The 23,420-nt window shown below is 67.2% G+C and carries 20 protein-coding genes, 2 tRNA genes and 2 pseudogenes; 12 read left to right on the forward strand and 12 right to left on the reverse strand.

Features of this window, described 5'->3' with window-relative positions; genetic code table 11:
• The first annotated feature begins 2 nt into the window (after positions 1-2).
• From recF to ACPXB3_RS05290, 7 genes are all read left to right on the forward strand, one after another.
• The gene (gene recF, locus ACPXB3_RS05260; protein ID WP_425726793.1) at positions 3-1,244 is read left to right on the forward strand and encodes a DNA replication/repair protein RecF; all 1,242 of its coding nucleotides are present in this window, start codon (positions 3-5) and stop codon (positions 1,242-1,244) included.
• Positions 1,241-1,813 (forward strand): DUF721 family protein, encoded by a 573-nt coding sequence (locus ACPXB3_RS05265; protein ID WP_425705369.1) that lies wholly within the window; start codon positions 1,241-1,243, stop codon positions 1,811-1,813. Before recF ends, ACPXB3_RS05265 begins: the two co-directional genes overlap by 4 nt.
• A 332-nt stretch (positions 1,814-2,145) precedes the next feature.
• Complete coding sequence (gene gyrB, locus ACPXB3_RS05270) at positions 2,146-4,221, forward strand: DNA topoisomerase (ATP-hydrolyzing) subunit B (protein WP_425705370.1); 2,076 nt, start codon at positions 2,146-2,148, stop codon at positions 4,219-4,221.
• Between the two features lie 41 nt (positions 4,222-4,262).
• Positions 4,263-6,749 carry a DNA gyrase subunit A gene (gene gyrA / locus ACPXB3_RS05275; protein ID WP_425705371.1) on the forward strand — a complete coding sequence of 829 codons (2,487 nt, stop codon included), beginning with the start codon at positions 4,263-4,265 and terminating at the stop codon, positions 6,747-6,749.
• A 222-nt stretch (positions 6,750-6,971) separates the two neighbouring features.
• A complete protein-coding gene (locus ACPXB3_RS05280) occupies positions 6,972-7,895 on the forward strand; it encodes a DUF3566 domain-containing protein (RefSeq protein ID WP_425705372.1) in 924 nt (307 codons plus the stop codon).
• A gap of 95 nt (positions 7,896-7,990) precedes the next feature.
• Positions 7,991-8,064, forward strand: a tRNA-Ile gene (locus ACPXB3_RS05285).
• A gap of 66 nt (positions 8,065-8,130) precedes the next feature.
• A tRNA-Ala gene (locus tag ACPXB3_RS05290) sits at positions 8,131-8,203 on the forward strand.
• A gap of 4 nt (positions 8,204-8,207) precedes the next feature.
• Here the strand turns inward: ACPXB3_RS05290 and ACPXB3_RS05295 are convergent.
• Complete coding sequence (locus tag ACPXB3_RS05295) at positions 8,208-8,864, reverse strand: TetR/AcrR family transcriptional regulator (protein ID WP_425726795.1); 657 nt, start codon at positions 8,862-8,864, stop codon at positions 8,208-8,210.
• Between ACPXB3_RS05295 and ACPXB3_RS05300 the strand changes: the two genes are divergently transcribed.
• Positions 8,825-9,397, forward strand: coding sequence for a DUF3159 domain-containing protein (locus tag ACPXB3_RS05300; RefSeq protein WP_425705374.1), 573 nt, complete (start codon positions 8,825-8,827; stop codon positions 9,395-9,397). The two genes, ACPXB3_RS05295 and ACPXB3_RS05300, sit on opposite strands and share 40 nt — an antisense overlap.
• Before the next feature lie 101 nt (positions 9,398-9,498).
• Here ACPXB3_RS05300 and ACPXB3_RS05305 read toward each other — a convergent pair.
• Positions 9,499-10,059: pseudogene (locus ACPXB3_RS05305) on the reverse strand (cutinase family protein); the annotation flags it as partial.
• Here ACPXB3_RS05305 and ACPXB3_RS05310 point away from each other — a divergent pair.
• Positions 9,961-10,374 (forward strand): annotated as a pseudogene (locus ACPXB3_RS05310) (MarR family transcriptional regulator); the annotation flags it as partial. The pseudogenes ACPXB3_RS05305 and ACPXB3_RS05310 overlap by 99 nt on opposite strands.
• Here ACPXB3_RS05310 and ACPXB3_RS05315 read toward each other — a convergent pair.
• A complete protein-coding gene (locus ACPXB3_RS05315; protein ID WP_425726797.1) occupies positions 10,298-10,831 on the reverse strand; it encodes a DUF4190 domain-containing protein in 534 nt (177 codons plus the stop codon). The pseudogene ACPXB3_RS05310 and the gene ACPXB3_RS05315 overlap by 77 nt on opposite strands.
• A gap of 634 nt (positions 10,832-11,465) precedes the next feature.
• Complete coding sequence (locus tag ACPXB3_RS05320; RefSeq protein WP_425705376.1) at positions 11,466-11,630, reverse strand: hypothetical protein; 165 nt, start codon at positions 11,628-11,630, stop codon at positions 11,466-11,468.
• A gap of 75 nt (positions 11,631-11,705) precedes the next feature.
• On the opposite strand from ACPXB3_RS05320, the gene ACPXB3_RS05325 reads away from it, so the two are divergent.
• Positions 11,706-12,263, forward strand: coding sequence for a peptidylprolyl isomerase (locus ACPXB3_RS05325; RefSeq protein ID WP_425726799.1), 558 nt, complete (start codon positions 11,706-11,708; stop codon positions 12,261-12,263).
• Entirely contained in the window at positions 12,260-13,228 is a 969-nt protein-coding gene (locus tag ACPXB3_RS05330; RefSeq protein ID WP_425726916.1) for a rhomboid family intramembrane serine protease, read from the forward strand. The genes ACPXB3_RS05325 and ACPXB3_RS05330 overlap by 4 nt, the downstream gene beginning before the upstream one ends.
• A 13-nt stretch (positions 13,229-13,241) precedes the next feature.
• Here the strand turns inward: ACPXB3_RS05330 and ACPXB3_RS05335 are convergent, their stop codons facing one another.
• Positions 13,242-13,751 carry a PH domain-containing protein gene (locus tag ACPXB3_RS05335; RefSeq protein WP_425705378.1) on the reverse strand — a complete coding sequence of 170 codons (510 nt, stop codon included), beginning with the start codon at positions 13,749-13,751 and terminating at the stop codon, positions 13,242-13,244.
• Positions 13,752-13,843: 92 nt separating this feature from the next.
• Positions 13,844-14,134 carry a cell division protein CrgA gene (gene crgA, locus ACPXB3_RS05340; protein WP_425705379.1) on the reverse strand — a complete coding sequence of 97 codons (291 nt, stop codon included), beginning with the start codon at positions 14,132-14,134 and terminating at the stop codon, positions 13,844-13,846.
• 183 nt (positions 14,135-14,317) lie between these two features.
• Between crgA and ACPXB3_RS05345 the strand changes: the two genes are divergently transcribed.
• Positions 14,318-15,067, forward strand: a complete 750-nt coding sequence (locus ACPXB3_RS05345; RefSeq protein ID WP_425726801.1) for an aminodeoxychorismate/anthranilate synthase component II — start codon at positions 14,318-14,320, stop codon at positions 15,065-15,067.
• 21 nt (positions 15,068-15,088) lie between these two features.
• Here ACPXB3_RS05345 and pknB read toward each other — a convergent pair whose 3' ends face one another.
• From pknB to ACPXB3_RS05375, 6 genes are read right to left on the reverse strand one after another with little or no spacing between them, the layout of a single operon-like run.
• Complete coding sequence (pknB, locus tag ACPXB3_RS05350) at positions 15,089-16,996, reverse strand: Stk1 family PASTA domain-containing Ser/Thr kinase (protein ID WP_425705381.1); 1,908 nt, start codon at positions 16,994-16,996, stop codon at positions 15,089-15,091.
• Positions 16,997-17,000: 4 nt separating this feature from the next.
• Positions 17,001-18,344 (reverse strand): protein kinase domain-containing protein, encoded by a 1,344-nt coding sequence (locus tag ACPXB3_RS05355; protein ID WP_425705382.1) that lies wholly within the window; start codon positions 18,342-18,344, stop codon positions 17,001-17,003.
• On the reverse strand, positions 18,341-19,825 hold the full coding sequence (locus ACPXB3_RS05360; RefSeq protein WP_425705383.1) for a peptidoglycan D,D-transpeptidase FtsI family protein: 1,485 nt from the start codon (positions 19,823-19,825) through the stop codon (positions 18,341-18,343). The genes ACPXB3_RS05355 and ACPXB3_RS05360 overlap by 4 nt, the downstream gene beginning before the upstream one ends.
• Positions 19,822-21,252 carry an FtsW/RodA/SpoVE family cell cycle protein gene (locus tag ACPXB3_RS05365; RefSeq protein WP_425726803.1) on the reverse strand — a complete coding sequence of 477 codons (1,431 nt, stop codon included), beginning with the start codon at positions 21,250-21,252 and terminating at the stop codon, positions 19,822-19,824. Before ACPXB3_RS05365 ends, ACPXB3_RS05360 begins: the two co-directional genes overlap by 4 nt.
• On the reverse strand, positions 21,253-22,815 hold the full coding sequence (locus ACPXB3_RS05370) for a PP2C family protein-serine/threonine phosphatase (RefSeq protein WP_425705385.1): 1,563 nt from the start codon (positions 22,813-22,815) through the stop codon (positions 21,253-21,255).
• Positions 22,812-23,276: an FHA domain-containing protein FhaB/FipA gene (locus ACPXB3_RS05375; protein WP_425705386.1), complete on the reverse strand. Its 465-nt coding sequence runs from the start codon at positions 23,274-23,276 to the stop codon at positions 22,812-22,814. Before ACPXB3_RS05375 ends, ACPXB3_RS05370 begins: the two co-directional genes overlap by 4 nt.
• Between the last annotated feature and the right edge of the window lie 144 nt (positions 23,277-23,420).

Below are 23,420 nucleotides of genomic sequence, written 5' to 3' on the forward strand. Positions count from 1 at the left end.
CCGTGTTCGTCCGCGAACTTCATCTGCGCGATTTCCGCTCGTGGACCCAGGTGGATCTCGAACTCGCGCCGGGGCCGGTGATCATCACCGGCAGAAACGGTTTCGGGAAGACCAATCTGCTCGAGGCACTGTTCTACCTGTCCACCATGCGGTCGCACCGCGTCTCCTCGGATGCTCCGCTGGTCCGGTCGTCGAGGTCCTCGGCAATGGTGACCGTGACGGTCGAGAATGCGGGCCGGGAATTGACCGCTGCGTTGCAGATCAATGCCGAGGGCGCCAACAAGGCATGGCTCAACACCGCGCCGCAGCGCCGGCCTCGTGATCTGCTCGGCGTCCTGCGGACCGTGTTGTTCGCTCCGGAGGATCTGCTGCTCGTCCGAGGGGATCCCGGCGATCGTCGGCGGTTCGTCGATGAGCTTGTCGCACAACGTGGTCCGCGGTTGGCCGCCGCCCGGTCAGACTATGACAAGGTACTGCGTCAACGCTCGGCGCTGCTGAAGACGGCGGGTGCGGCGTTGCGCCGCGGTGGCTCCGACGCCGACTCGGTGATCAGCACGCTCGACGTGTGGGATTCCCAGCTCGCCGATCTCGGGGGCCAGGTCACCGCCGCGCGAATTGACGTATTGGCAGAACTCCAGCCGCATTTCGCCGCCTCGTATTCGGCGATTGCACCGCATTCGCGTCCGGCAACCCTGCGCTATCGGGCCAGTGTCGGCGACGAGATCCTCCCGCCGGCCGGTGAGACCGCGAATGTCGAGGCCATCGCCACCACACTGCTGTCCCGGCTCGGCGAGATCCGCACCAAGGAGATCGAACGCGGACTGTCCCTGGTGGGCCCACACCGCGACGACGTCGACCTGGTGCTCGGCGATGACATCGCGAAAGGCTTTGCCAGCCATGGCGAATCATGGTCGCTGGCACTAGCCCTGCGCCTGGGGACCGTCGAGTTGGCGCGCGCGGAGGGCGTCGAGCCGGTCATCATGCTCGACGACGTGTTCGCCGAACTCGACGCCGCACGTCGGCGCAAGCTCGCCGAGTTCACGGCGGGCGCCGAGCAGCTGCTCATCACCGCGGCCGTCGCCGATGATATTCCGGAGGGCATCGGCGGTTGCCGGATCGGGGTCGTCATGCTCGACGAGGACGGAGTTCGGCGCTCGGTGCTGCGCACCGATACCCCGGACGATCCGGGCGAGAGCGCCGACACGTCTGACTTGTCGGACCCATCGGACAGAATCACACCATGACCGGAGAACCGGACCCGACGCCAGATCCGGCCCGCCCGGCCCAGCCCGGCGGGCAGACCGGCTATGAGCGAGCCCGCCAGGCTCTCGAGGAGGCGCGGGCGACGGCGCGCGCCGCAGGCAAGTCGGTGGGTCAGGGCCGCGCTTCACCGCCGCGTCGCCGCTCCCCGATTCGCTCCGGCGGCCGTCGGCGCTGGTCGGGGTCCGGCCCGGACGCCCGCGATCCACAGCCTTTCGGCCGGCTCGTGGGTGGCGTGGCCCGCGAGCGCGGGTGGCAACCGCGTATCGCCGAGGGCACGCTGTTCGGGATGTGGGAGCAGATCGTCGGCTCCGACATCTCCTCGCACGCGACGCCGAATGAGTTGCGCGACAACGTGTTGTACGTGCAGGCCGAGTCGACCGCATGGGCCACCCAACTGCGGTACGTCCAGTCGCAGATCATCGCGAAGATCGCGGCTGCCGTCGGTGACGGGGTGGTGACGTCGTTGCGGATCACCGGGCCGAAAGGACCCTCGTGGCGCAAGGGTGAGCGTCACGTCCGTGGTCGGGGGCCGCGCGACACCTACGGCTGAGCACGCTAGCCGCTCTGCGGTCCGGCGCGGTGGGGCCACGACAACTTCCCGTCAGCTCGACTCAGAGCCAGATTTCCTCCCCGGACCACAACCGGACCGGCAGATGTCGGAAATAATCGGCCTGTGTGCAAATCAGCGGCTCCAGATGTCGTGTTCTATGCGACTGAGGCAGTACACTGGAGCCAGTAGTCCCGGCAAGGGGGATCAGCCGCCCGCGACGGCACCGGTGACATGTGGAGTTCATCCACCACAGAGGACCGTGCGGGCGCTTTGTGCTGATTTCCTCACCACCGTCGGGATCGTCGAGAGCAGAACAGGAGCGGACGCACCTCGTGGCCGACAACAGTGACAAGACCGATGGTTCGGGATCGAAGAAGCCTCGGAAGAAGCCGTCCGAATACGGCGCCGAGTCGATCAGCATCCTCGAAGGACTCGAGGCGGTGCGCAAACGTCCGGGTATGTACATCGGATCCACCGGTGAACGTGGCCTCCATCACCTCATCTGGGAGGTGGTGGACAACTCGGTCGACGAGGCGATGGCCGGATTCGCCACCAAGGTAGACGTAACCCTGCTCGAGGACGGCGGCGTCCAGGTCGTCGACGACGGCCGAGGGATACCCGTCGCCATGCATGCCACCGGGGTGCCGACCATCGAGGTCGTGATGACCCAGCTGCACGCCGGCGGCAAGTTCGACTCCGACTCGTATGCGGTCTCCGGCGGTCTGCACGGTGTGGGCATCTCCGTCGTCAACGCCTTGTCGAGCAAGGTCGAGGTCGAGGTCGACGTCAACGGATCGCATTGGACCGAGACCTTCACCGATTCCAAGCCGGACGGTCTCATCCAGGGCGCCCCGACCCGCAAGACCGGCACCACGGTGCGCTTCTGGCCGGATTCGACGATCTTCACCGAGACCACCGAGTTCAACGCGGAGACGGTCTCGCGGCGCCTGCAGGAGATGGCATTCCTGAACAAGGGTCTGACCATCACCCTGACCGACTGCCGGCCCAAGGCACTCGAGGCGCCGGGCAAGCCCGACGACGACGCCGAGGGTGATCCCGATACCGCCGAGGTGGTGCAGTCCGAGCAGCAAAAGGCCGTGGCCGCAGCAAAACCCAAGACGCGCACCTATCACTATCCGGACGGTCTGGTCGACTACATCAAGCACCTGAACCGCACCAAGCATCCGATCCACAAGTCGGTCATCGGGTTCACCGGCAAGGGCACCGGCCACGAGGTCGAGGTCGCCATGCAGTGGAACGACGGCTACTCCGAGTCGGTACATACCTTCGCGAACACGATCAACACCCACGAGGGCGGCACCCACGAGGAGGGCTTTCGTGCGGCTCTGACGCGCGTGGTGAATTCCTATGCGCGCGACAAGAAGTTACTCAAGGAGAAGGACTCCAACCTCACCGGTGACGACATCCGCGAGGGCTTGGCCGCCGTCATCTCGGTGAAGGTGGGCGACCCGCAATTCGAGGGCCAGACCAAGACCAAACTGGGCAACACCGAGGTGAAGAGCTTCGTGCAGAAGTCCTCCGGCGAGCACCTCGAGCACTGGTTCGAGGCGAATCCGGCCGAGGCCAAGGTCATCGTGAACAAGGCCGTCGACTCCGCACATGCCCGGCTTGCCGCCCGCAAGGCGCGAGATCTGGTGCGCCGCAAGAGCGCCACCGATCTCGGTGGTCTGCCCGGCAAGCTCGCCGACTGCCGTAGCAACGACCCGTCCAAGTGTGAGGTCTACCTGGTGGAGGGCGACTCCGCCGGTGGATCGGCCAAGACCGGCCGCGACTCGATGTATCAGGCGATCCTGCCGCTGCGCGGCAAGATCATCAACGTCGAGAAGGCCCGCATCGACCGCGTCCTGAAGAACACCGAGGTGCAGTCGATCATCACCGCTTTCGGTACGGGCATCCACGACGAGTTCGACATCGCCAAGCTGCGCTATCACAAGATCGTGCTGATGGCCGACGCCGACGTCGACGGCCAGCACATCTCGACGCTGCTGCTGACCCTGCTGTTCCGGTTCATGCGTCCGCTCATCGAGCACGGGCACGTCTACCTGGCGCAGCCACCGCTCTACAAGTTGAAGTGGCAGAAGGGCGCGGCAGCCGAATACGCCTACACCGACCGCGAGCGGGACGCGATGATCGAGGCCGGTCTGGCGGCAGGCAAGAAGATCAACACCGACGACGGCATCCAGCGTTACAAGGGTCTCGGCGAGATGAACCCGAGCGAGCTGTGGGAGACCACGATGGATCCCGCCACCCGCACGTTGCGCCAGGTCACTCTCGATGACGCCGCCGCCGCCGACGAACTGTTCTCGGTGCTGATGGGTGAGGACGTCGTCGCACGCCGCAGCTTCATCGCGCGCAACGCGAAAGATGTTCGCTTCTTGGACGTCTGACCCGCTACCGCACCTGACTTGTTGTCGCTGAAGGGACATTCATGACTGACACCACGCTTCCGCCCGCCGGCGGAGAAGGTGACCGCATCGAACCGGTCGATCTCGGCCAGGAGATGCAGAACAGCTACATCGATTACGCGATGAGCGTGATCGTGGGCCGCGCGCTCCCAGAGGTGCGCGACGGACTCAAGCCGGTCCACCGGCGCCTGCTCTACGCATCCTTCGACGCCGGTTTCCGCCCGGACCGCAGCTATGTGAAATCGGCGAAACCCGTTGCGGAGACGATGGGTAACTACCACCCGCACGGCGACGCGTCGATCTACGACGCACTTGTGCGGCTGGCGCAACCGTGGTCGATGCGCTACCCGCTCATCGACGGCCAGGGCAACTTCGGTTCCCGCGGCAACGACGGTCCGGCCGCCATGCGTTACACCGAGGCCCGCCTCACGCCGCTGGCCATGGAGATGTTGCGTGACATCGAAAAGGACACAGTCGATCTCACGCCGAACTATGACGGCAAGACCAACGAGCCCACGGTGCTGCCGGCGCGTATCCCGAACCTGCTCATCAACGGATCCGGTGGCATCGCGGTGGGTATGGCCACCAACATGCCGCCGCACAACCTCACCGAGGTGGCCGCGGCGATCTTCTGGGCGCTCGACAACCACGAGGCCGATGACGAGACCACGCTCGCGGCCTGTATGGAACGCATCAAGGGACCGGACTTTCCGACTGCCGGGCTGATCGTCGGCGGACAGGGCATCAAGGATGCCTACGCCACCGGCCGAGGTTCGATCCGGATGCGCGGCGTCACCGCCATCGAGGAGGCCAAGGGCGGCGCCACCCAGATCGTCATCACCGAGTTGCCGTATCAGGTCAATCCGGACAACATGATCCAATCGATCGCCGAGCAGGTCAACGAGGGAAAACTCAAGGGCATCAGCAAGATCGAGGATCATTCCTCGGATCGTGTCGGTTTGCGGATCGTGGTCACGCTACGCCGCGACGCCGTCGCCAAGGTTGTGCTCAACAACCTTTACAAGCACAGTCAGCTGCAGACCAGCTTCGGTGCCAACATGCTCTCGATCGTCGACGGGGTGCCGCGCACGTTGCGGCTCGACCAGATGATCCGCTACTACATTGCGCACCAGATCGATGTCATCGTGCGGCGCACCCGATACCTGTTGCGCAAGGCGGAAGAACGCGCCCACATCCTGCGCGGACTCGTGAAAGCGCTTGACGCGCTTGACGAAGTCATCGCGTTGATCCGCGCGTCGGCCAATACCGACGCGGCCCGCACCGGGTTGATGGATCTGCTCGAGATCGACGAGATCCAGGCCGATGCCATTCTGGCGATGCAGCTGCGGCGTCTGTCGGCGCTGGAGCGGCAGAAGATCATCGACGAGTTGGCCGAGATCGAACGTGAAATCGCGGACTACAAAGACATTTTGGCCAAACCGGAGCGCCAGCGTGCCATCGTGCGCGACGAACTGACCGAAGTCGTCGAGAAGTTCGGCGACGAGCGTCGCACACAGATCATCGCGGCCGACGGCGACGTCGCCGACGAGGACCTCATCGCCCGCGAAGACGTCGTCGTCACCATCACCGAAACCGGTTATGCCAAGCGCACCAAGACCGATCTGTATCGCAGTCAGCGACGCGGCGGCAAGGGTGTGCAGGGTGCCGGCCTCAAGCAAGACGACATCGTTGCGCACTTCTTCGTGTGCTCGACCCACGACTGGATCCTGTTCTTCACCACCAAGGGTCGCGTCTACCGGGCCAAGGCCTACGAGTTGCCCGAGGCCAATCGCACCGCACGTGGCCAGCACGTGGCGAATCTGCTCGCCTTCCAGCCCGAGGAGCGCATCGCGCAGGTCATCCAGATCAAGACCTACACGGACGCACCGTATCTCGTGCTCGCCACCCGCAACGGTCTGGTGAAGAAGTCCAAGCTCGAGGACTTCGACTCCAACCGGTCCGGCGGTATCGCGGCGATCAATCTGCGCGGGGAGGACGAACTCGTCGGCGCACAACTGTGCAGCGCCGATGATGATCTGCTGCTCGTCAGCCGCAAGGGCCAGTCGATCCGATTCCACGCCGACGACGAGGCGCTGCGGCCGATGGGCCGGCAGACCTCGGGCGTGCAGGGGATGCGTTTCAACACCGATGACGAGCTGCTCTCGCTCAACGTCGTCCGGGAGGGCACCTATCTGCTGGTCGCGACCTCCGGCGGTTACGCCAAGCGCACCGGCATGGAGGACTATCCGGTTCAGGGCCGTGGCGGCAAGGGCGTGCTGACCATCCAGCACGACAAGCGGCGCGGCTCGCTGATCGGGGCGCTCATCGTCGACAACGACACCGAGCTCTATGCGATCACCTCCGGCGGCGGGGTCATCCGCACCGCCGCCCGTCAGGTGCGCAAGGCCGGTCGCCAGACCAAGGGTGTACGCCTGATGAATCTGGGGGAGGGGACGACGCTGCTGGCCATCGCCCGCAATGCCGACGAACCCGACACCGAGGAGCAGTGACGGTCGCAGACGGTCGACGACCATGACCACCAGACGAGCCACGACTGTTGATCCGAACCACGGAGAAGACGTCGTGGCTCGTCTGGTGTGACGGCCATAACCGTTAGGGTGGACCTGTGGTGCCAGGGCGCTGTGGCGGAAACGCGGTGGTGTCGGAACCCACATCGAGGCCCTTGGCAGTCAGGAACCGCGGCGAGTGTGCCGAGTGAGGAACAAACACCAGTGAGCCAACCGAACGACCCGGACAACAAGACCCCGTCCACGCCGTCGACCGCGCCCGGATCCGGAGGTGAGGCCACCGGTCCGTCGAGCCAGGCCGGCCCGCCACGCGGCGGTGGCCTCGTCCCGCCATGGCAACGCGGGCCGGGCGGATCCGCGATGCCCGAGTCGCCGGTCAGCCCGCAGGCGCCGGTCCCCGAGAACTCCGCCACCGAACAGTTCACCAACGGCAGGCGTCCCGGCGGCCCACCGCCGCGCGGGGTGGTCACCGGCAGTGGCACCGCGGCCGCCAGCATGGGTGGACAGCAGGCACCGGTGCGCAAGCTCGACGCGCCGACCGGCGGCTCGACCACCGCGACCGCCCAGGCGCCGCGGGGGCGTTTCGTCGAGTCGCCGACCCGCAACATCGAACGTGATCCGTCCGCAGCCGACAAACTGCCTGATCTCGACGAGATCCATCACACCGGTTCGGAGACCGCTCGCTCGGCGGCCGCCGAGACTCCGGCAGTCGCCAGTGCATCGGCACCGCGGTCGACGCCCGCACAGATCGGCACTCCCGGACGCGGCCTGCGTGCCGCCGTTCAGATCCGGCGACTCGATCCGTGGGCGACATTCAAGGTCGCCGGGGTGCTCTCGGTCATCGGTTTCGTGATCTGGATGATCGCGGTCGCGGTCCTCTACCTCGTGCTCGACGGCATGGGCGTCTGGGATCAGGTGAACAGTTCCTTCGGGACACTTGTCACCGCCGACGGCTCGACGTCGGAGGGCGACATCATCGGAGCGGGCAGCGTCTTCCTCTACGCGGCAATACTGGGTGTGGTGAACGCGGTGTTGATCACCGCACTCGCGACGATCGGCTCCTACATCTACAACCTGGTGGCGGATCTGGTCGGGGGTGTCGAGGTCACGCTGGCCGATCTCGACTAGGCCCGATGCCCGTCATCCTCCCAGCTCACCGGGCATCGATGCGAACCGTTTTGGATACTCGCCATCCCGTCGGGTAATCTCAGTCCTCGGTTCACGGGCCTATAGCTCAGGCGGTTAGAGCGCTTCGCTGATAACGAAGAGGTCGGAGGTTCAAGTCCTCCTAGGCCCACTGCGAGTGGATACTCATCCCGATTCGCACACCCGCCGGACCGCTCACCGCAGCGGATACCGGCACGGGGCCTTAGCTCAGTTGGTAGAGCGCTGCCTTTGCAAGGCAGATGTCAGGAGTTCGAATCTCCTAGGCTCCACAGTTCAGAATTCATCTCCGGCCGCCCGCAACGCGGTGGAGTGCCTCGCGCGGCCCGGGTCGTCACCGTAACCGATACACAGCCGGGTCAGCCCGTCGACGAGGACGTGGTGTGCCGCTTCGGCCGGCACCGTGCCGGTGAGCACCAGACTGGTGACGCCGTGCTGCAGCGCCCACACCTGTGCCGCCCAGATGGTCACGATCTTCTGCTCGTCGGGGTCGTCCGGGTGGAATCGTCCCGCGGCGACACAGCCGTCGATCAACGCGCGCAGAGAGGTGAACGCGGCCCGGCCGGGCTCGTCCCCGCGTGCCGGCTCGACGAAGAGGAACCGGTACCGATGTGGTTGCGCCACACCAAAATCCAGATAAGCCACCGATGCCGCGGCCAGTGCCATCACCGGATCGTCGATGCCGGCGGTGGCCGAGGCGGTGAGCATGCCGAGATGCGCGAAGCCGTCGGATCGCAAGGCCGCGTGCAGGGCTCCCGTCGCGCCGAATCGGCTGTAGATCACCATGGTCGACGTGCCCGCTGCCTTGGCGATTCGCCGGGCGGCCAGTGCCGACGGGCCGTATCGGGCCAACAGATCGCCGGCCACCGCCAGCAATTGCGTCGTGGCGACGCGTGTCGGCGCCTCGTCCGAGGGTCGCTCTTCGGAGTTCACCGCGCCACCTTTCGAGGAGATCCGAGCGCACCCTGGTGTGTGTCGGCATCTCCGCCGCATTCGCGCTACACAGCGGTCAGGCCCGGGACTTCTTCCAACCCGACCTCTGGTATCCGCCGATTGTCGCTGTCGCGCTCTTGATTTCGTGCGCTGCCCGATATCCTGCGGTCGGCGTGCTGTTCGGACTGATCGGACACCGATCCAGGCGATGGCGTGCCGATCCCTACACCCGGCGCCTGTTCACCGCGCTGACCGTCGCGGTCGCGGGTGCCTTCCTGATCCGCTTCGGCGTGCAGTTCGCAATCTTTCAGCATGGAAGTGTCGGCTGGTTGGCTGTGGGTCGGATCGCGACCGGGATGCCGCTGACGGCGGTTATGCTCGTCGCGATCGGCTGGTCGTTCCGTCGGGTCGAGCGCCGGCCGGCGCCGTCGACGGATGCCGACAACGGCACCAACGGACCCGGGACGAAGGCAGATGCCCCGACACGTCTGCCCGAACGTATCGCGCGGCTTCGACAGTCATGCCCCGGTTGATGAGCGAGGGTGCCGCCGTGTAGATCCCGTGCTCTGAACCCGGAGCCGTCCGGTCAGGGCTTCTTCCTCTCGCGACAGCCCGATACTGATCCGGTCTGCTCCTACAGATGCGCCCGAACGTATTGGGCCGCATCGATTGTCATGCCGTTGACCGCGTAGAGCACGTGCAGGCTGTTGGGCTGACCGACGGGCGCGCCGTCGCAGACGACGTCACCGGGAATGCAGTAGCGCTTGGTCTTGTGCTCATAGAGCGGTCCGACGGTCATCGGCGGCGCACCGATCTGTCGGATCCAGTTCGTCGACGGAGGAGCGAACTGGATGACCGCGGCGACATGTGATGCGGCGGCGTCGGCCAGCGGGCGTGGCACGCGGTCCTCGTACTGCTGGTACTGCGGATCGATCTGAATCTTGTTGCTCAAGGCATAGGTGGCGACGACCGCACCTTGCGAGTAACCGCCGACCACGATGTGGCTCGCCGGGCATTGGGCCGCGAGATACTTGATGCGGCGCTGAGTGTCGTTGACGCCCTGCACAACTCCCTCGACAAAGGCGACACGGTTGTTGAAGTTGCTGCCGGCGGGGTAGTTGACCCCGTAGACGTCCACCGACTTGCCGGGCAACTGGTTGCGCAGGGCCTCGCCGAACGAGAGTCCGGTGACGCCGACCGGCGGCGCGGTCTCGACGGTGCCGCGGGCGAACACCACCTCGATATCGGCGCACTGCGCGGCGGCAGCGGCGCGTGGGGTCGGTGCGGCCAGAACGGCCGCCGTGAGCAGGGCCAAGCCGAACAACGCCAGAAGTGGACGCTTCATTCGTCGAATGCTACGCCGGGGACGGCTCTGCGTTGTGGAACCGCGCCATCAGGACGGGGTCATCAGCACGGGGTCGCCGCGGACCGGACTATCCCAGGACCAGTACCAGGAGGTAGGCCACGATCGCCACCAGCACGGCGAAGACATAGGCCCAGCCGACGATGATCGCGACCGTCGCAAAGGGGTCACCGTATTCGCGGGTGCGTCGGATCTGGTTGCGTGCCCGGTAACCCAGGAACAGCCCGACCGGTGAGGTGATGCCGAGCACCGACAACACCATCGCCCAGATGGCGAGGACGTTGGTCCGATCCGACGACTGCGCGGACCGGACTGCGGCGGCGGTTTGCCCGCGCACGGGCGCCTCCTTGGACACCGAGGGAGCATCCACGGCGATCGTGGCCGGCTCCGAGCTCTTGTCGGTGCGGTTGTTGTCGGTGCGGTTGATATCGGGGGAGTTGCCGACGGGCTTGTTGCCGAGAGGAGCGTCGGCCGGGGGCTGGCGTGGCGGGCGGTCCCGCGGCGGACCGAGGGGCCCGGCGTCGACGGCGGAGTACGCGCGCGGAGGTGGGCCGTCCGGCGGGATCGGCGCTCCGGGCGGCCGACGCCCCGGGGGCGGCGGCATTCGGGTCCCCGGACCGGAGCGGGCACCGGGCGGCGGACCCCCCCGCCATCCGGGCCTCGGCCCGGAACCGCTGGTGGACAGGTCATTTGGCCGCGGATGCGGACCTGGGCCGGCGTTCGGACCGGGACGTGGGCCCTGGCCGGTGTTCGACGGTGCGCCGGGGCGCGGCGCCGGACCACCTGGAGACCCCGGACCCCCTGGAGACCCCGGACCACCTGCAGGCGCCGGACCTCCGGGAGCCGGCGGCCTGCCAGGCCGGGGAGGTCGTGGCCCCTGGCCGGTCGGGGCGATCGGAACCCGCGGACTCGATGCCGAGTTGGCCGGGGCGGGCGGTCGCGGCACGTTCGGCCCGGGCCGCGGATCGGGATCGCTGCCGCCGACGGGTGCGGTGGGTGGACGCTCCCACGGCGCCGAGGCCGTCCCGGTGCCGATCCCGTCGGCGTCACCCTTATCGGGACGATCGGTTTCGATGTTGCCGACCCTCTCGCCCGCGTCGTCGCGCTGGGCGTCGCCGCCAGGCCTGCTCTCGTCGGAACTCACCCGTTCAAATTACCTTCTCCGGTCGCCGGCGCGGCACGGCACGCGTCCCGTTGCGCTCGTCGACGTCCGTCTTGCCGGATCCTCGCGAACCTGGTCAGCGGCTCTCGCCCTCGACGGGGCCGAGCTCTTCGACGCGTGGCACGGTCGGCGACACGGGCGGTAGCTCGGTCCGGGTCCGACGCACCACGGCGGCCGCGGCCACGGCCGACAACGCCGTCACCGAGGCACCGACGATCAGGAGGAGATACTTCTTCGGCATGCCCCACAGCGTGCCAGGTCGGTGCGGTGGGGTGCTACTCGAGTTCGGTCCCCGAAGTGCACGGTGCCGTGGCCGATGGGCTTGGCCGCGACGATTTGGTTGGATAGAGACGTGACCACTTCAACTCAGACCGTGACCATCCACACCAACCGCGGCGACATCAAGGTCGATCTGTTCGGGAATCAGGCACCCGAGACCGTTGCCAACTTCGTCGGCCTCGCCACCGGCAGCAAGGACTACAGCGAGCCCAACGCGTCCGGCGGCGACTCCGGACCGTTCTACGACGGGTCGGTGTTCCACCGCGTGATCGAGGGATTCATGATCCAGGGCGGCGACCCCACCGGCACCGGCCGCGGCGGCCCCGGCTACCGCTTCAAGGACGAGTTCCACCCGGAGCTGCAGTTCGATCGTCCCTACCTGCTCGCCATGGCCAACGCCGGACCGGGTACCAACGGGTCGCAGTTCTTCATCACCGCAGGCCCGACCCCGCACCTGAACCGCCGCCACACCATTTTCGGCGAGGTGACCGATCCGGCATCGCAGCAGGTCGTCGACGCCATCGCCACCACGTCGACCGACCGCTCCGACCGACCGCTCGACGAGGTCGTCATCCAGAAGATCGAAGCCAACTGAGCACGGAACCCGTCGCCGAACCGACGGTCTGTTACCGGCATCCCGACCGTCCCACCGCGCTTTCCTGTACGCGGTGCGGGCGGCCGGCGTGTCCGGAATGCCTGCAGCCGGCCGCGGTCGGAGCGCATTGCGCCGACTGCCTGCGCGGCGGCGGGCCCCCGGACGGCAGCCAACACCGGGGCCGGGGGCAGCGCGGCAGCGGGCAGGATGTCCGGCGGCCGGCGTTCGGCGACCGCGGCATCCGGTCGGTGGTGACGCGCCCGGTACGCGCCCGCCGCCCGATCGCCACGTACACGCTGATCGCGATCAACGTGGTGGTCTTCGCCTACACCGTCTACGCCGCGAGGTCGTTCGACGTTGAGGTGTCGGCACCTCTGCTCCACGGCGAGCTGGTGCGCGGCAACGTCTTCCTCGGCGAGTATTGGCGGCTGGTGACCGCGGGCTTCCTGCACTACAGCCTGCTGCACCTCGCGGTGAACATGATCTCGCTCTACATTCTTGGGCGCGATCTCGAAATCGCCTTGGGCATAGGGCGTTTCGTCATGGTCTACGTGACCGCACTGCTCGGCGGGAGTGCCGGGGTGATGATCGCGCAGGCCGATGCCAGCCGGTCGGCCGGCGCGTCGGGCGCGATCTACGGACTGATGGGCGCCATGCTCGTCGTGGTCCTACGGCTGCGAGTCTCGCCGGCGCCGGTGCTCACGATCATCGCCATCAATCTGGTCATGTCGTTCTCGATCCCCGGCATCTCGCTGGCCGCCCACGTCGGGGGCCTGCTGTTCGGCGCAGCAGCCACGGCCGCACTCATCTGGGCGCCGCGACTGCTGCCGCAGCGCGCGCGCACCGACCGTAATGCGGCCATCGTGGGCTGGACCGCCGTGAGCGCGCTGTTGGTGCTGGCCGTCGCCATCAGTGTGGGCGTCGCGGTGACCCACAGCGGCGCGATCCTGGTCTACGTGCGCTGAGCTTGCCGGCGATTCAGCGCCGCGAATTCTCGACGAGGAAACCCGCGGCCGCCAGCGCATCGGCCACGTCGAGCAGGTCGGTGCCGAGGTCCCAGCGACCGAAGACCGCCAACGTCGTGTCCTCTGGCGGGGTCGAGTCCTGGCCCGCAGCCCGACCGACTGCCGAGCCGCCGCGACAATAGTCGATCTCCAACTGTCCCGAACGGCGCCCGATCCGGCGCATCGTCAGGATGCGCACCCGCTCGACGTCGGCGGGGGTGAGCGTGACCGCACCGCCGATCCGGCGGATGGTCAGCGTGGGCGCGGGCCCCGCCGACACCGCCAGCCGTGGCCGGATCAGCGACGCGTAGGTCCCGAAGCCGAGCAGCAGCAGGCCCGCGATCCCGATGATGACGGAGCCGGCCGCGTCGGGCGCGACGAACCCCGCGCAGAGCAGCAGCGCGATCCCGCCGGCGAGGAGTGCACCGACCGCGGGTTTGGGGGTGGCCCATTGCTGTGTGGACAGTTCCGCAGAGTTATCCACAGAAGTTACTCACAGTGGGGATGAATTACACACATGTAATTTCCACATGTGGATGACCGTGAACAAGGTCCTGAACAGCGGCGATGCGAATGTCAGCGCCACTTCATCGTCATCAACAGGCCGACGACCATCATCGCGAAGCCGATCAGGAAGTTCCACGCGCCCAGATTGTTCATCCAGTGCAGAGCCTGCCCGGGGCCACCGTAGGTGGTCTCGCCTGCGGCGAGGTAGTAGACGATCAGCCAGGCCAGGCCCAGCAGCATGAGGCCGAGCATCGCACCGACGTAGATGGAACTCGAGGGACCCGCCTTCACCTTGACCGGCGTGCGGCTCGCCGGATTGATGGTGTAGTCGGTCTTCTTCCGGACTTTTGACTTCGGCATGACTTCCTCTGTTGTGCTGCGATGGCCATCGACGGGCGAGACCATTCGCGTCAGTTTTCGCGTGCGACGCCGGGGCCGTGGTCGCCCGATGTCTGATCCGACGGGCCCGACGCATCCCCTCTACGGTAACGCACCAGGTCGCTGCGGTGAGAGCCCCGCGACCGGCCGGGTAGCCTGGCACAGATGACCAGCGCAACACCCGATGAGGCCGGCGCCGTGCATCGCGCGCCCCGCGTCCTTGTGATCGACAACTACGACAGCTTCGTCTACAACCTGGTCCAGTACCTGGGCCAGCTCGGCGTCGAGGCGACGGTGTGGCGCAATGACGACGCGAGGCTCACGTCGGAGAACGGCGAGTTCACCGACGAATCCCTGCGCAACGCACTACGCGGACCGGCCGGTGAAGGCTTCGACGGCGTCCTGCTGTCGCCCGGTCCGGGCACCCCGCAGCGTGCCGGCGCGACGATGCCGCTCGTGCGGGTCGCAGCCGCCGACGGTGTGCCGCTGCTCGGCGTGTGTCTGGGTCACCAGGCGATCGGCGCGGCCTTCGGCGGCACCGTCGAGCGCGCCCCGGAGTTGTTGCACGGCAAGACCTCCCTCGTGCACCACGATCAGGTCGGGGTGCTGCGGGGGCTGCCCGATCCGTTCACGGCCACCCGGTACCACTCGCTGACGGTGGCACCCGAGTCCATCCCCGACGAGCTGGTGGTGACCGGACGCACCGACTCGGGCATCGTGATGGCCATGGCGCATCGGGAGCTGCCGATCCACGGCGTCCAGTTCCATCCGGAGAGCGTGCTCACCCAGGGCGGGCACCGGATGCTCGCGAACTGGCTGAGCGTATGTGGCATCACCGTCGACGAGTCTCGGGTCGCGGTGCTCGAATACGAGATGGCCGAGGCCGTCGGGTCGGCGCGGGCCGCCCACGCCTGACCGCGACGGCAGGCCCGGAGATCAGCCGGGTAGCAGGCTGGCGCGTCCGACGACGATGCTGACGCCGCCGTTCTTGTTCACCTTCGATCCGCCGCCGGGCGTCTGCGACAACACCTTGCCGTCATCGGGGCTACCGAGCGGCACGTTACGTGTCGTCTCGGTCAGCGATCCGTTCCAGCCCGAGCGCCCCAGAGTGGCGCGCGCCTGATCGGCGGTCTGGCCGGTCAGGTCGGGCAGGACGAACATGTTGCCCCGCGAGACCGTCAGCTGCACCGTGCTGCCCTGTTTGATGGTCCCGCCGACCGTCGGCGAGGCGCTGACGACCTGGCCTTGCGGCAGTTCGGAGTCGCCCGCGACGACGGCGACGTCGAGACCGAGCTCTTCGAGCTGGGCGCGGGCCGCCGACTCGAACTCGCCGACGACGTTGGGGATCGTGACGTTCTTGGGTCCGGTGCTGATCCGCAGGATCAGCGGATCGCGCACCGGCGCATCGGCGCCGATCGCCGGATTCGCGTCGACCACCTTGCCCACGTCCACGGACACCGAATCCACTTGCTGCACATTGATATTCGAGAATCCGGCGCTCTGCAACTGCGCCATCGCGTCGGCCTGGGTCTTGTTGCGCACGTCGGGTACCCGCGCCCGCTCGCGGCCATTGGAGATGAACAGGGTCACCGTGGACCCGTCCGCGGTGGGTACGTTCTCACCGGGCGCCGAGCGGGTCGCCTTACCCGCCTCGACGGTTTCGCTGGACTCCTCGAGCTGTTTGACCCCGAAGCCGGCTCGCTCGAGGGCGGTCCGCGCGTCGGCCGCCGACAACCCGCTCACCGCGGGCACCGCGACCTTGTGCGCCGAGCCCGACGACCACGGCGACCACCAGAGCAGCAGGCCGACGACGAGTACGAGGACGGCGGCCACCGACCCGGCCACCAGCCACGGGGAGCGGCGGCGCACCGGGGTGTCGTCGCCTTTCCCGGCGGCCGGCTGGCCACCGGTGTCGGGACGCAGGGCGCGGCGCGGACCGGAGCCGGGTTCGAGCAGTGCGCTGCGATCCTCCTCCGACATGAGCAGCGGCGCCGACGGCTTGCCGCCGGCGAGCACCTTGATCAGATCCGACCGCAGTTCGGCCGCCGACTGGTAACGGTTCTCCTTGTTCTTGCTCATCGCCTTCATGACGATGGAGTCGAGTTCCGGTGAGATCTCCGGGCGCACCGCCGACGGCCAGCGCGGATCCTCGTGCACATGCTGATGCGCGACGGCCACGGGCGAGTCACCGGTGAACGGCGGTTCGCCGGTGATCAGCTCGAACAGCACACAGCCCATCGAGTAGATGTCGCTGCGCGGATCGACCTTGATGCCGCGGGCCTGCTCGGGAGACAGATACTGCGCGGTCCCCATCACCGCACTCGTCTGCGTCATCGTCGCCGAGGTGTCGTTCATCGCCCGGGCGATACCGAAGTCCATCACCTTGACCGCACCCGACGAGTCGATCATCACGTTCGCAGGTTTCATGTCGCGGTGCACGATGCCGTTGCGGTGCGAGAAATCCATGGCCGCGGCGACGTCGGCCATCCACGTCATCGCCTGCTTGGGCGCCACCGGGCCGTTGCGGCGCAACACATCTCGTAGCGTCTCGCCGTCGACGTACTCCATCACGATGAACGGCAGCGGACCGTCCTCGGTCTCGGTCTCGCCGGTGTCGAAGACCTGAACGATCGTCGGATGATTCAGCTTGGCCGCGTTCTGGGCCTCCCGGCGGAACCGCAGATAGAACGAGGGATCCCGCGCCAGATCGGCGCGCAGCACCTTGACCGCGACATCCCGGTTCAGCAGGAGATCGCGCGCGTAATGCACCTCGGACATGCCACCGAAACCGAGCGTCTCGCCCAGTTCATAGCGGTCGGAGAGGTGGTGCGGGGTCGACATCATGGCATCAACACGGCACCTGTAGCGGCCCGATGCTGCACGACCGGGTGGTCGCGCCGGGATCGGAGGTCTCCGGTGTCGTCTCCTCGGGTGTCGTGGTCTCCGGCGTGGTGGTCACCGGCGGCGTGGTCGTCGTCGTCCGATGCGGACGCGTCGTGGTGGTTTCCTCGGTCGTCGGCTCGTCGGTGGTCGTCACCGTGGTGGTCTGGGTGGTCGTCGACCTCGGTGCCGGTGTCGGCGGGTTGTTGTCGTTGGCGCTGGCGAGGTAGTAGCCGATCAACGCGATCGCCCCCACGAGCAGGGCGGTGGCGACGCCGGCGAGTACCTTCTGGCCGGTCGTCCAGCCGCCGCCGGAGCCGGCGGCGGCCGCGGTGGTCGGCGGTCGCGCCGATGTGGGCGGTGGGGTGGAGTCGGTCATCGCGCGGGTCGAGGCGGCGTGTGCCGCGACGGCGCCCGCACCGGCTCCGGCGACCGCGCCGGCGGCGACGGCTCCGGCACCACCGGGGTGCGGCGGCCGGCGGCCGGCCCGCACCGCGGCGACCGCGTCGGCGAACGCCCCGCCGTTCGGATAGCGCTGCTTGGGGTCCTTCGACATCGTGATGTCGATGAGTTCGCGGACATTGCCCGGGACCGTGTCGGGCAGCGGGGGCGGCGTCTCGCGGATGTGTTTCATCGCGACGGTGATCGCACCGTCACCGAGAAACGGGCGGCGTCCGACGAGCGCCTCGTAGCCGACCACACCGAGCGAATACACATCGGAGGCCGCGGTGGCGTCGTCGCCGGTGGCCTGCTCGGGGGAGATGTACTGCGCGGTCCCCATCACCATGCCGGTCTGGGTGACCGGTGCCGCGTCGACGGCCTTGGCGATACCGAAATCGGTGATCTTCACCTGGCCGGTCGGGGTGATCAGAATGTTGCCGGGCTTGACGTCCCGGTGCACCAGGCCCTGGCTGTGCGCGGCCTGCAGCGCCCGTCCGGTCTGCTCGAGCATGTCGAGGGTGTTGGCCACCGACAACCGGCCCATCCGGGAGATCACCGAGTTCAGGGGCTCGCCGTCGACGAGTTCCATCACCAGGTACGCCAGGGTGCCGCCGCCGCGGTCGGCGGTCTCGCCGTAGTCGAAGACGTTGGCGATGCCGGGATTGTTCAGCTTCGCGGTGGTCTGCGCCTCGGTGCGGAACCGCGCCGCGAACTCGGGATCATCGGAATACTCCGCCTTGAGCACCTTGACCGCGACCCGGCGATTGAGCCGGGTGTCGAGAGCTTCCCAGACCTGTCCCATACCGCCGGTGGCGATGAGACGCATCAGCCGATAGCGGTCGGCGATGATGGAGCCGTTCTGCAACGTCATCGTCCACCTCCTACATAAGCATTGATCACTGCCCGGCCAATGGGTCCGGCCACGGTATTGCCGACCGATCTCACACCGAACTTCCCATTCTCCACCACGACCGCCACGGCGATCTTCGCGTCCGTCGACGGACCGAACGCGATGTACCAGGAGTATGGGGTGGCGGTGTTCTCGTCGCCGTGTTCGGCGGTACCGGTCTTCGACGCGATCTGGACCGGCCCCCCCGACGGGTTCGACGAATTCTCCACCCCGACCATCATCGATGTCAGGCTAGCCGCCTGCTCCGAGGTGACCGGCGAGTTGATGGTCGTCGGGGGAGTCGTGTACAGGGTGCGCAGATCCGCCGACTGTAGTTTGTCGACGAGGTAGGGCTGCATCCGCACCCCGGCATTGGCCACCGTGGCCGAGACCATGGCGTTCTGTAGCGCCGACATCGCCACGTCCTTCTGGCCGATCGCGGTGAGTGCGAGAGATGCGCGGTCGGGAATGGCACCGACCGTCGAGCGGGCCACCGGCATCGGGATGTTCGGCGCCGGCTGGTCGAGGCCGTAGAGGCGCGCGGTCTCCTTGAGCTTGGTGGCGCCGTCGGGCATCTTGTTGAGCGCCAGGTCGGCGAAGGCCGTGTTGCACGAATACTTCACTGCGTCGGCCAGACTCACCGTGCCCGATCCGCCCGGGCAGGTCTCGTCGCCGTAGTTCGGCAGGGTCGCGGTGCTGTCGGGCAACTGAAAGGTCGATGCCGCGGTCAGCTGCGTCGACGCGGTTTGCCCGTCGCGCAGCGCGGCGGAGGTCGTGATGATCTTGAAAGTCGAACCGGGCGGGTAGATCTCGTCGATCGCGCGATTCTGCAGCCGCTTGTCGGGCCCGGTGTCTGCGCCCCACGCCGCCTCGCGGACGCTCTGTTCATGACTGGAGAGCAGGTTCGGATCGTAGCTCGGGGTCGAGGCCATCGCCAGGATCTTGCCGGTGCTCGGGTCCATCGCCACGACCGCACCGACGCACGGACCGTCACAGGTCGCGCCGGAGTTCAACTGGTCGTAGGCGATCTGCTGCAGCCGCGGATCGATCGTCGTCACGACATTGCCGCCACGTGGATCGCGGCCGGAGAACATGTCGGTGAACCGTTGACCGAACAGCCGGTCGTCGTTGCCGTTGAGGATCGAGTTCTCGTACTGCTCGAGCCCCGCCGACCCGTACTGGATCGAGTAGTAGCCGGTGATGGGCGCGAACGCCCGCGGATTCAGCGGATAGTGGCGCAGGTATTTGTACCGGCTGTCGGTGCCCTGTGACATGGCGATGACCTCGCCGCCGGCGATGATCGAGCCGCGCTGGCGCGAGTACTCGTCGAGTAGGACGCGGTCGTTGCGGGGATCGGTGCGCAGTTTGTCGGCCTTGATCACCTGAACATAGGTGGCGTTGAGGAGCAGGATCACGATCAGCGCGATCAGCGCGACCGACACCCGCCGGATCGGTGTGTTCACGGGCGCTTCACCGCCTGCGTCGGCAGCGACTCGACCGGCTTGGGAGTCGGCCGGCGCTTGGTCGGATCGGGTTCACGTGCAGCGTTGGACACCCGGATCAACAGCGCCACCAGCACATAGTTGGCCAGCAGCGACGACCCGCCGTAGGAGACGAACGGTGTGGTCAGACCGGTCAGCGGGATCAGTTTGGTGACACCGCCGACGACGACGAAGACCTGCACCGCCATGGTCACCGACAGCCCGGTGGCCAGCAATTTGCCGAAGCTGTCGCGAACGGTGACCGCGGTCCGCAGCCCACGCACCACGAACAGCAGGTACAACATCAGGACCGCGGCGAGGCCGAACAGGCCGAGTTCCTCGCCGATGGTCGCGATGATGAAGTCGGTGTTGGCGAAGGGCACCGCGTTGGGCCGTCCCGAGCCCAGTCCGGTGCCGAACAATCCGCCCGTGGCGAGCCCGAACAGGCTCTGCCCGATCTGATAGCCGGTGTCGTAGAAGTCCCCGAACGGGTCGAGCCACACCGAGACGCGAACCTGCAGGTGCGGGAAGAACTGGTACGCCAGTATCGCTCCGACGATGAACAGGGTCAGGCCGATGATCACCCAGCCGACGCGTTCGGTGGCGACGTAGAGCATCGTCAGGATCGTCGTGAAGATGAGCAGCGGGCCACCGAGGTCGTTCTCGAGGGCGAAGATCCCGATCGCCACCACCCACGCGATCAGCAACGGCCCCAGGTCGCGGGCGCGCGGCAGATCCATCCCGAGGAAGTGTTTGCCGGCCGTGGTGAACAGGTCGCGTTTGGACACCAGCAGCGCCGCGGTGAAGATGATCAGCAGGATCTTGGAGAACTCGCCGGGCTGGATGTTGAACAGCGGCGTGCGGATCCAGTTCTTGGACCCGTTGATCTCCGACAACGACGCGGGCAGGATCGCCGGGATCGCGAGGAAGATCAGCCCGCCCAGGCCCAGCGTGTATGCATAGCGCGACAACGTCCGATGATCGCGGATGAGGATCAGGATCGCCGCGAATGCGGCCATGCCGAGAAACGCCCACAGCAGTTGCTGGTCGGCGTTGTTGGTCTTGGTCGTCGGATTGATCGACTCGCCGGTGTTGCCCGACCCGAGGTCGAGCCGGTGGATGAGCACCAGGCCCAGGCCGTTGAGCATCGCCACGATGGGCAGGAACACCGGGTCGGCGTGCGGCGCAAAGCGGCGCACCACGAGATGACCGATACCGAACAGCACCACATAGGCGGCGACATACTTCAGCAGATCCACGGTCAGGGACTGATTCTGGGCGCTCTGCACGATCAGCAGGGCAACGGTGACCACCCCGATGGCACACCCGAGCAACGCCATCTCGGCGTTGCGTCCGGTGTGGGGGGGCCGGGTCGGCCGGGCGTGCGGCGTGGCAGCGGCTTGGGTCATCTACGGTTCCCGGCAGTTCGTTCCGGGCTGATCAGCCGAGGGGGACGTCGGCGACGTCGACGGGTGCGGGGTCGACGGGTGCCCGGTGGTGGCACCGGGAGCAGGAGGCGTCCCAGACGGTGTGGGCTGTTCGGTCACGGGCGCCACGTGGATCGTCGCCGGGACGGCCCGGTAGGTCGCGGGCACCGGTTGGGCCGGTGCGGGATTGGGGGCAGGCGCCGCACTCGGTGCCGGTGACGGGGCCGGTTGCGCTGGCGTGGACCGGTCGTGGACGTCGGGCATCGGCGGCTTGCACAACGGCAGCAGCTCGAGCTCGGAGGTGGTGCCCAGGATCTCCGAGAGCGGTTTGCCCGAGATCCGGTGGTCGCGGACCGCCGACTGCGAGAACGGCTGCAGGTCAGCCACATTCAGCTCATGACAGTTGGTGTCGCCGACCGGGACGAAGGTGATGGAGGCCGAATCCTTGTCCGGGTCGACGATGCAGCCCTTCTGGGTGAGGTTGCTGACCGAATAGAACAGCACCGCATCCGGCGAACCCTGGAACACCACGACCTTCGAGTCCTGCTGGCCGATGTAATAGGTGCGATGCATATAGCCGCGCAGCACGAAGAATCCGGCCACGAGCGCGGCGATCACCAGAACGATGAACGCCACGGTGAACCAGCGGCCTTTGTGGCTGCGGTGTACCGGCTCGTCGTCGTCGGGCAGGATCGTCGGCTGCTGCGGCAGTTCCAGCGGTGGCCGCAGTGCGGCCGCGCGGCCGGCCGCCGTCTTGGGGTCGGGAGTGTAGGCGTCCTCACCGGTACCGGCGGCACCACCGACGATGGGACGGGAATCGCCATAATCGGTGTCGACGACGTCGGCGAGCACCACGGTCACGTTGTCGGGACCGCCGCCACGCAACGCCAACTCGATGAGCCGGTCCGCGCATTCGCGGTAGTCGGTGACCGTGCCCAGCGTCTCGGCGAGGGTTTCCTCGCTGACCACGTCGGAGAGCCCGTCGCTGCACAGCAGGTACCGATCGCCGGCGCGGGCCTCACGCACGATCAGCGTCGGATCGACCTCGGCGCCGGTCAACGCGCGCATGATCAGGGAACGTTGCGGGTGGGTGTGCGCCTGCTCGGGGGTGATCCGGCCCTCGTCGACGAGGCTCTGCACAAAGGTGTCGTCCCGGGTGATCTGGGTGAGCTCACCGTCGCGATACAGGTATCCGCGGGAATCGCCGATGTGGCACAAGCCGATTCGGCTGCCGGCAAACAAGATTGCGGTGAGCGTGGTGCCCATGCCGTCGAGTTCGGGCTTCTCCTCCACCTGATCGGCGATGGCATGATTGCCGGCCTGCGTGGCGCGATTGAGGGCGGCGAGCAGATCGCCGGTGGCGTCGTCGTCGTCGAGGGAGCGCATGGATTCGATGACGAGGCGGCTGGCCACCTCACCGGCCGCGTGGCCACCCATACCGTCGGCGAGCGCGAGCAGCCGGGGCCCGGCGTAGGCCGAATCCTCGTTGTTGGACCGGACGAGACCCTGGTCGCTTCGCGCGATATAGCGCAATACGAGGGTCACGGGCGAAGCTCGATCACGGTCTTGCCGATGCGGATCGGCGTCGACAGCGGCACCCGCACCGCCGTGGTCACCTTGGAGCGGTCGAGGTAGGTGCCGTTGGTGGAACCGAGATCCTCGACGTACCAGTCGTCGCCGCGACGAGCCAGTCGTGCGTGACGCTCGGAGGCGTAGTCGTCGGTGAGCACCAACGTGGAATCATCGGCGCGTCCGATCAGAACCGGCTGCTCACCCAATGTGATGCGTGTATTCGCCAGCGCCCCGGCGGTCACCACCAGATAGCGCGCCGAACCCTTGACACTCGGCTTCGCCCGGCCCTTCTCGGCGCTTCCGCGGAAGCGGGGCAACCGGGATCCCGAGGCGGTGACGATGTCGGCGCGCACGGTACGGATCACGGCATAGACGAACAGCCAGAGCAGCAGCAGGAACCCCAATCGGGTCAGCTGCAGCACCAACCCCTGCATGTCGTCATCCACCTCCAGCGCATCTCAACGGTCGTCGATCGAAAGAGTCGGTCTCCGAGGATACGGATGACACGACCCGAGACGGGTCTGCATCGACAGACCCGACTGCATCTTATGGGCTCAATCCGGCGGGCCCGTCATTCA

The organism is Gordonia sp. DT219 (genome assembly GCF_049847065.1).
GTDB lineage: Bacteria > Actinomycetota > Actinomycetes > Mycobacteriales > Mycobacteriaceae > Gordonia.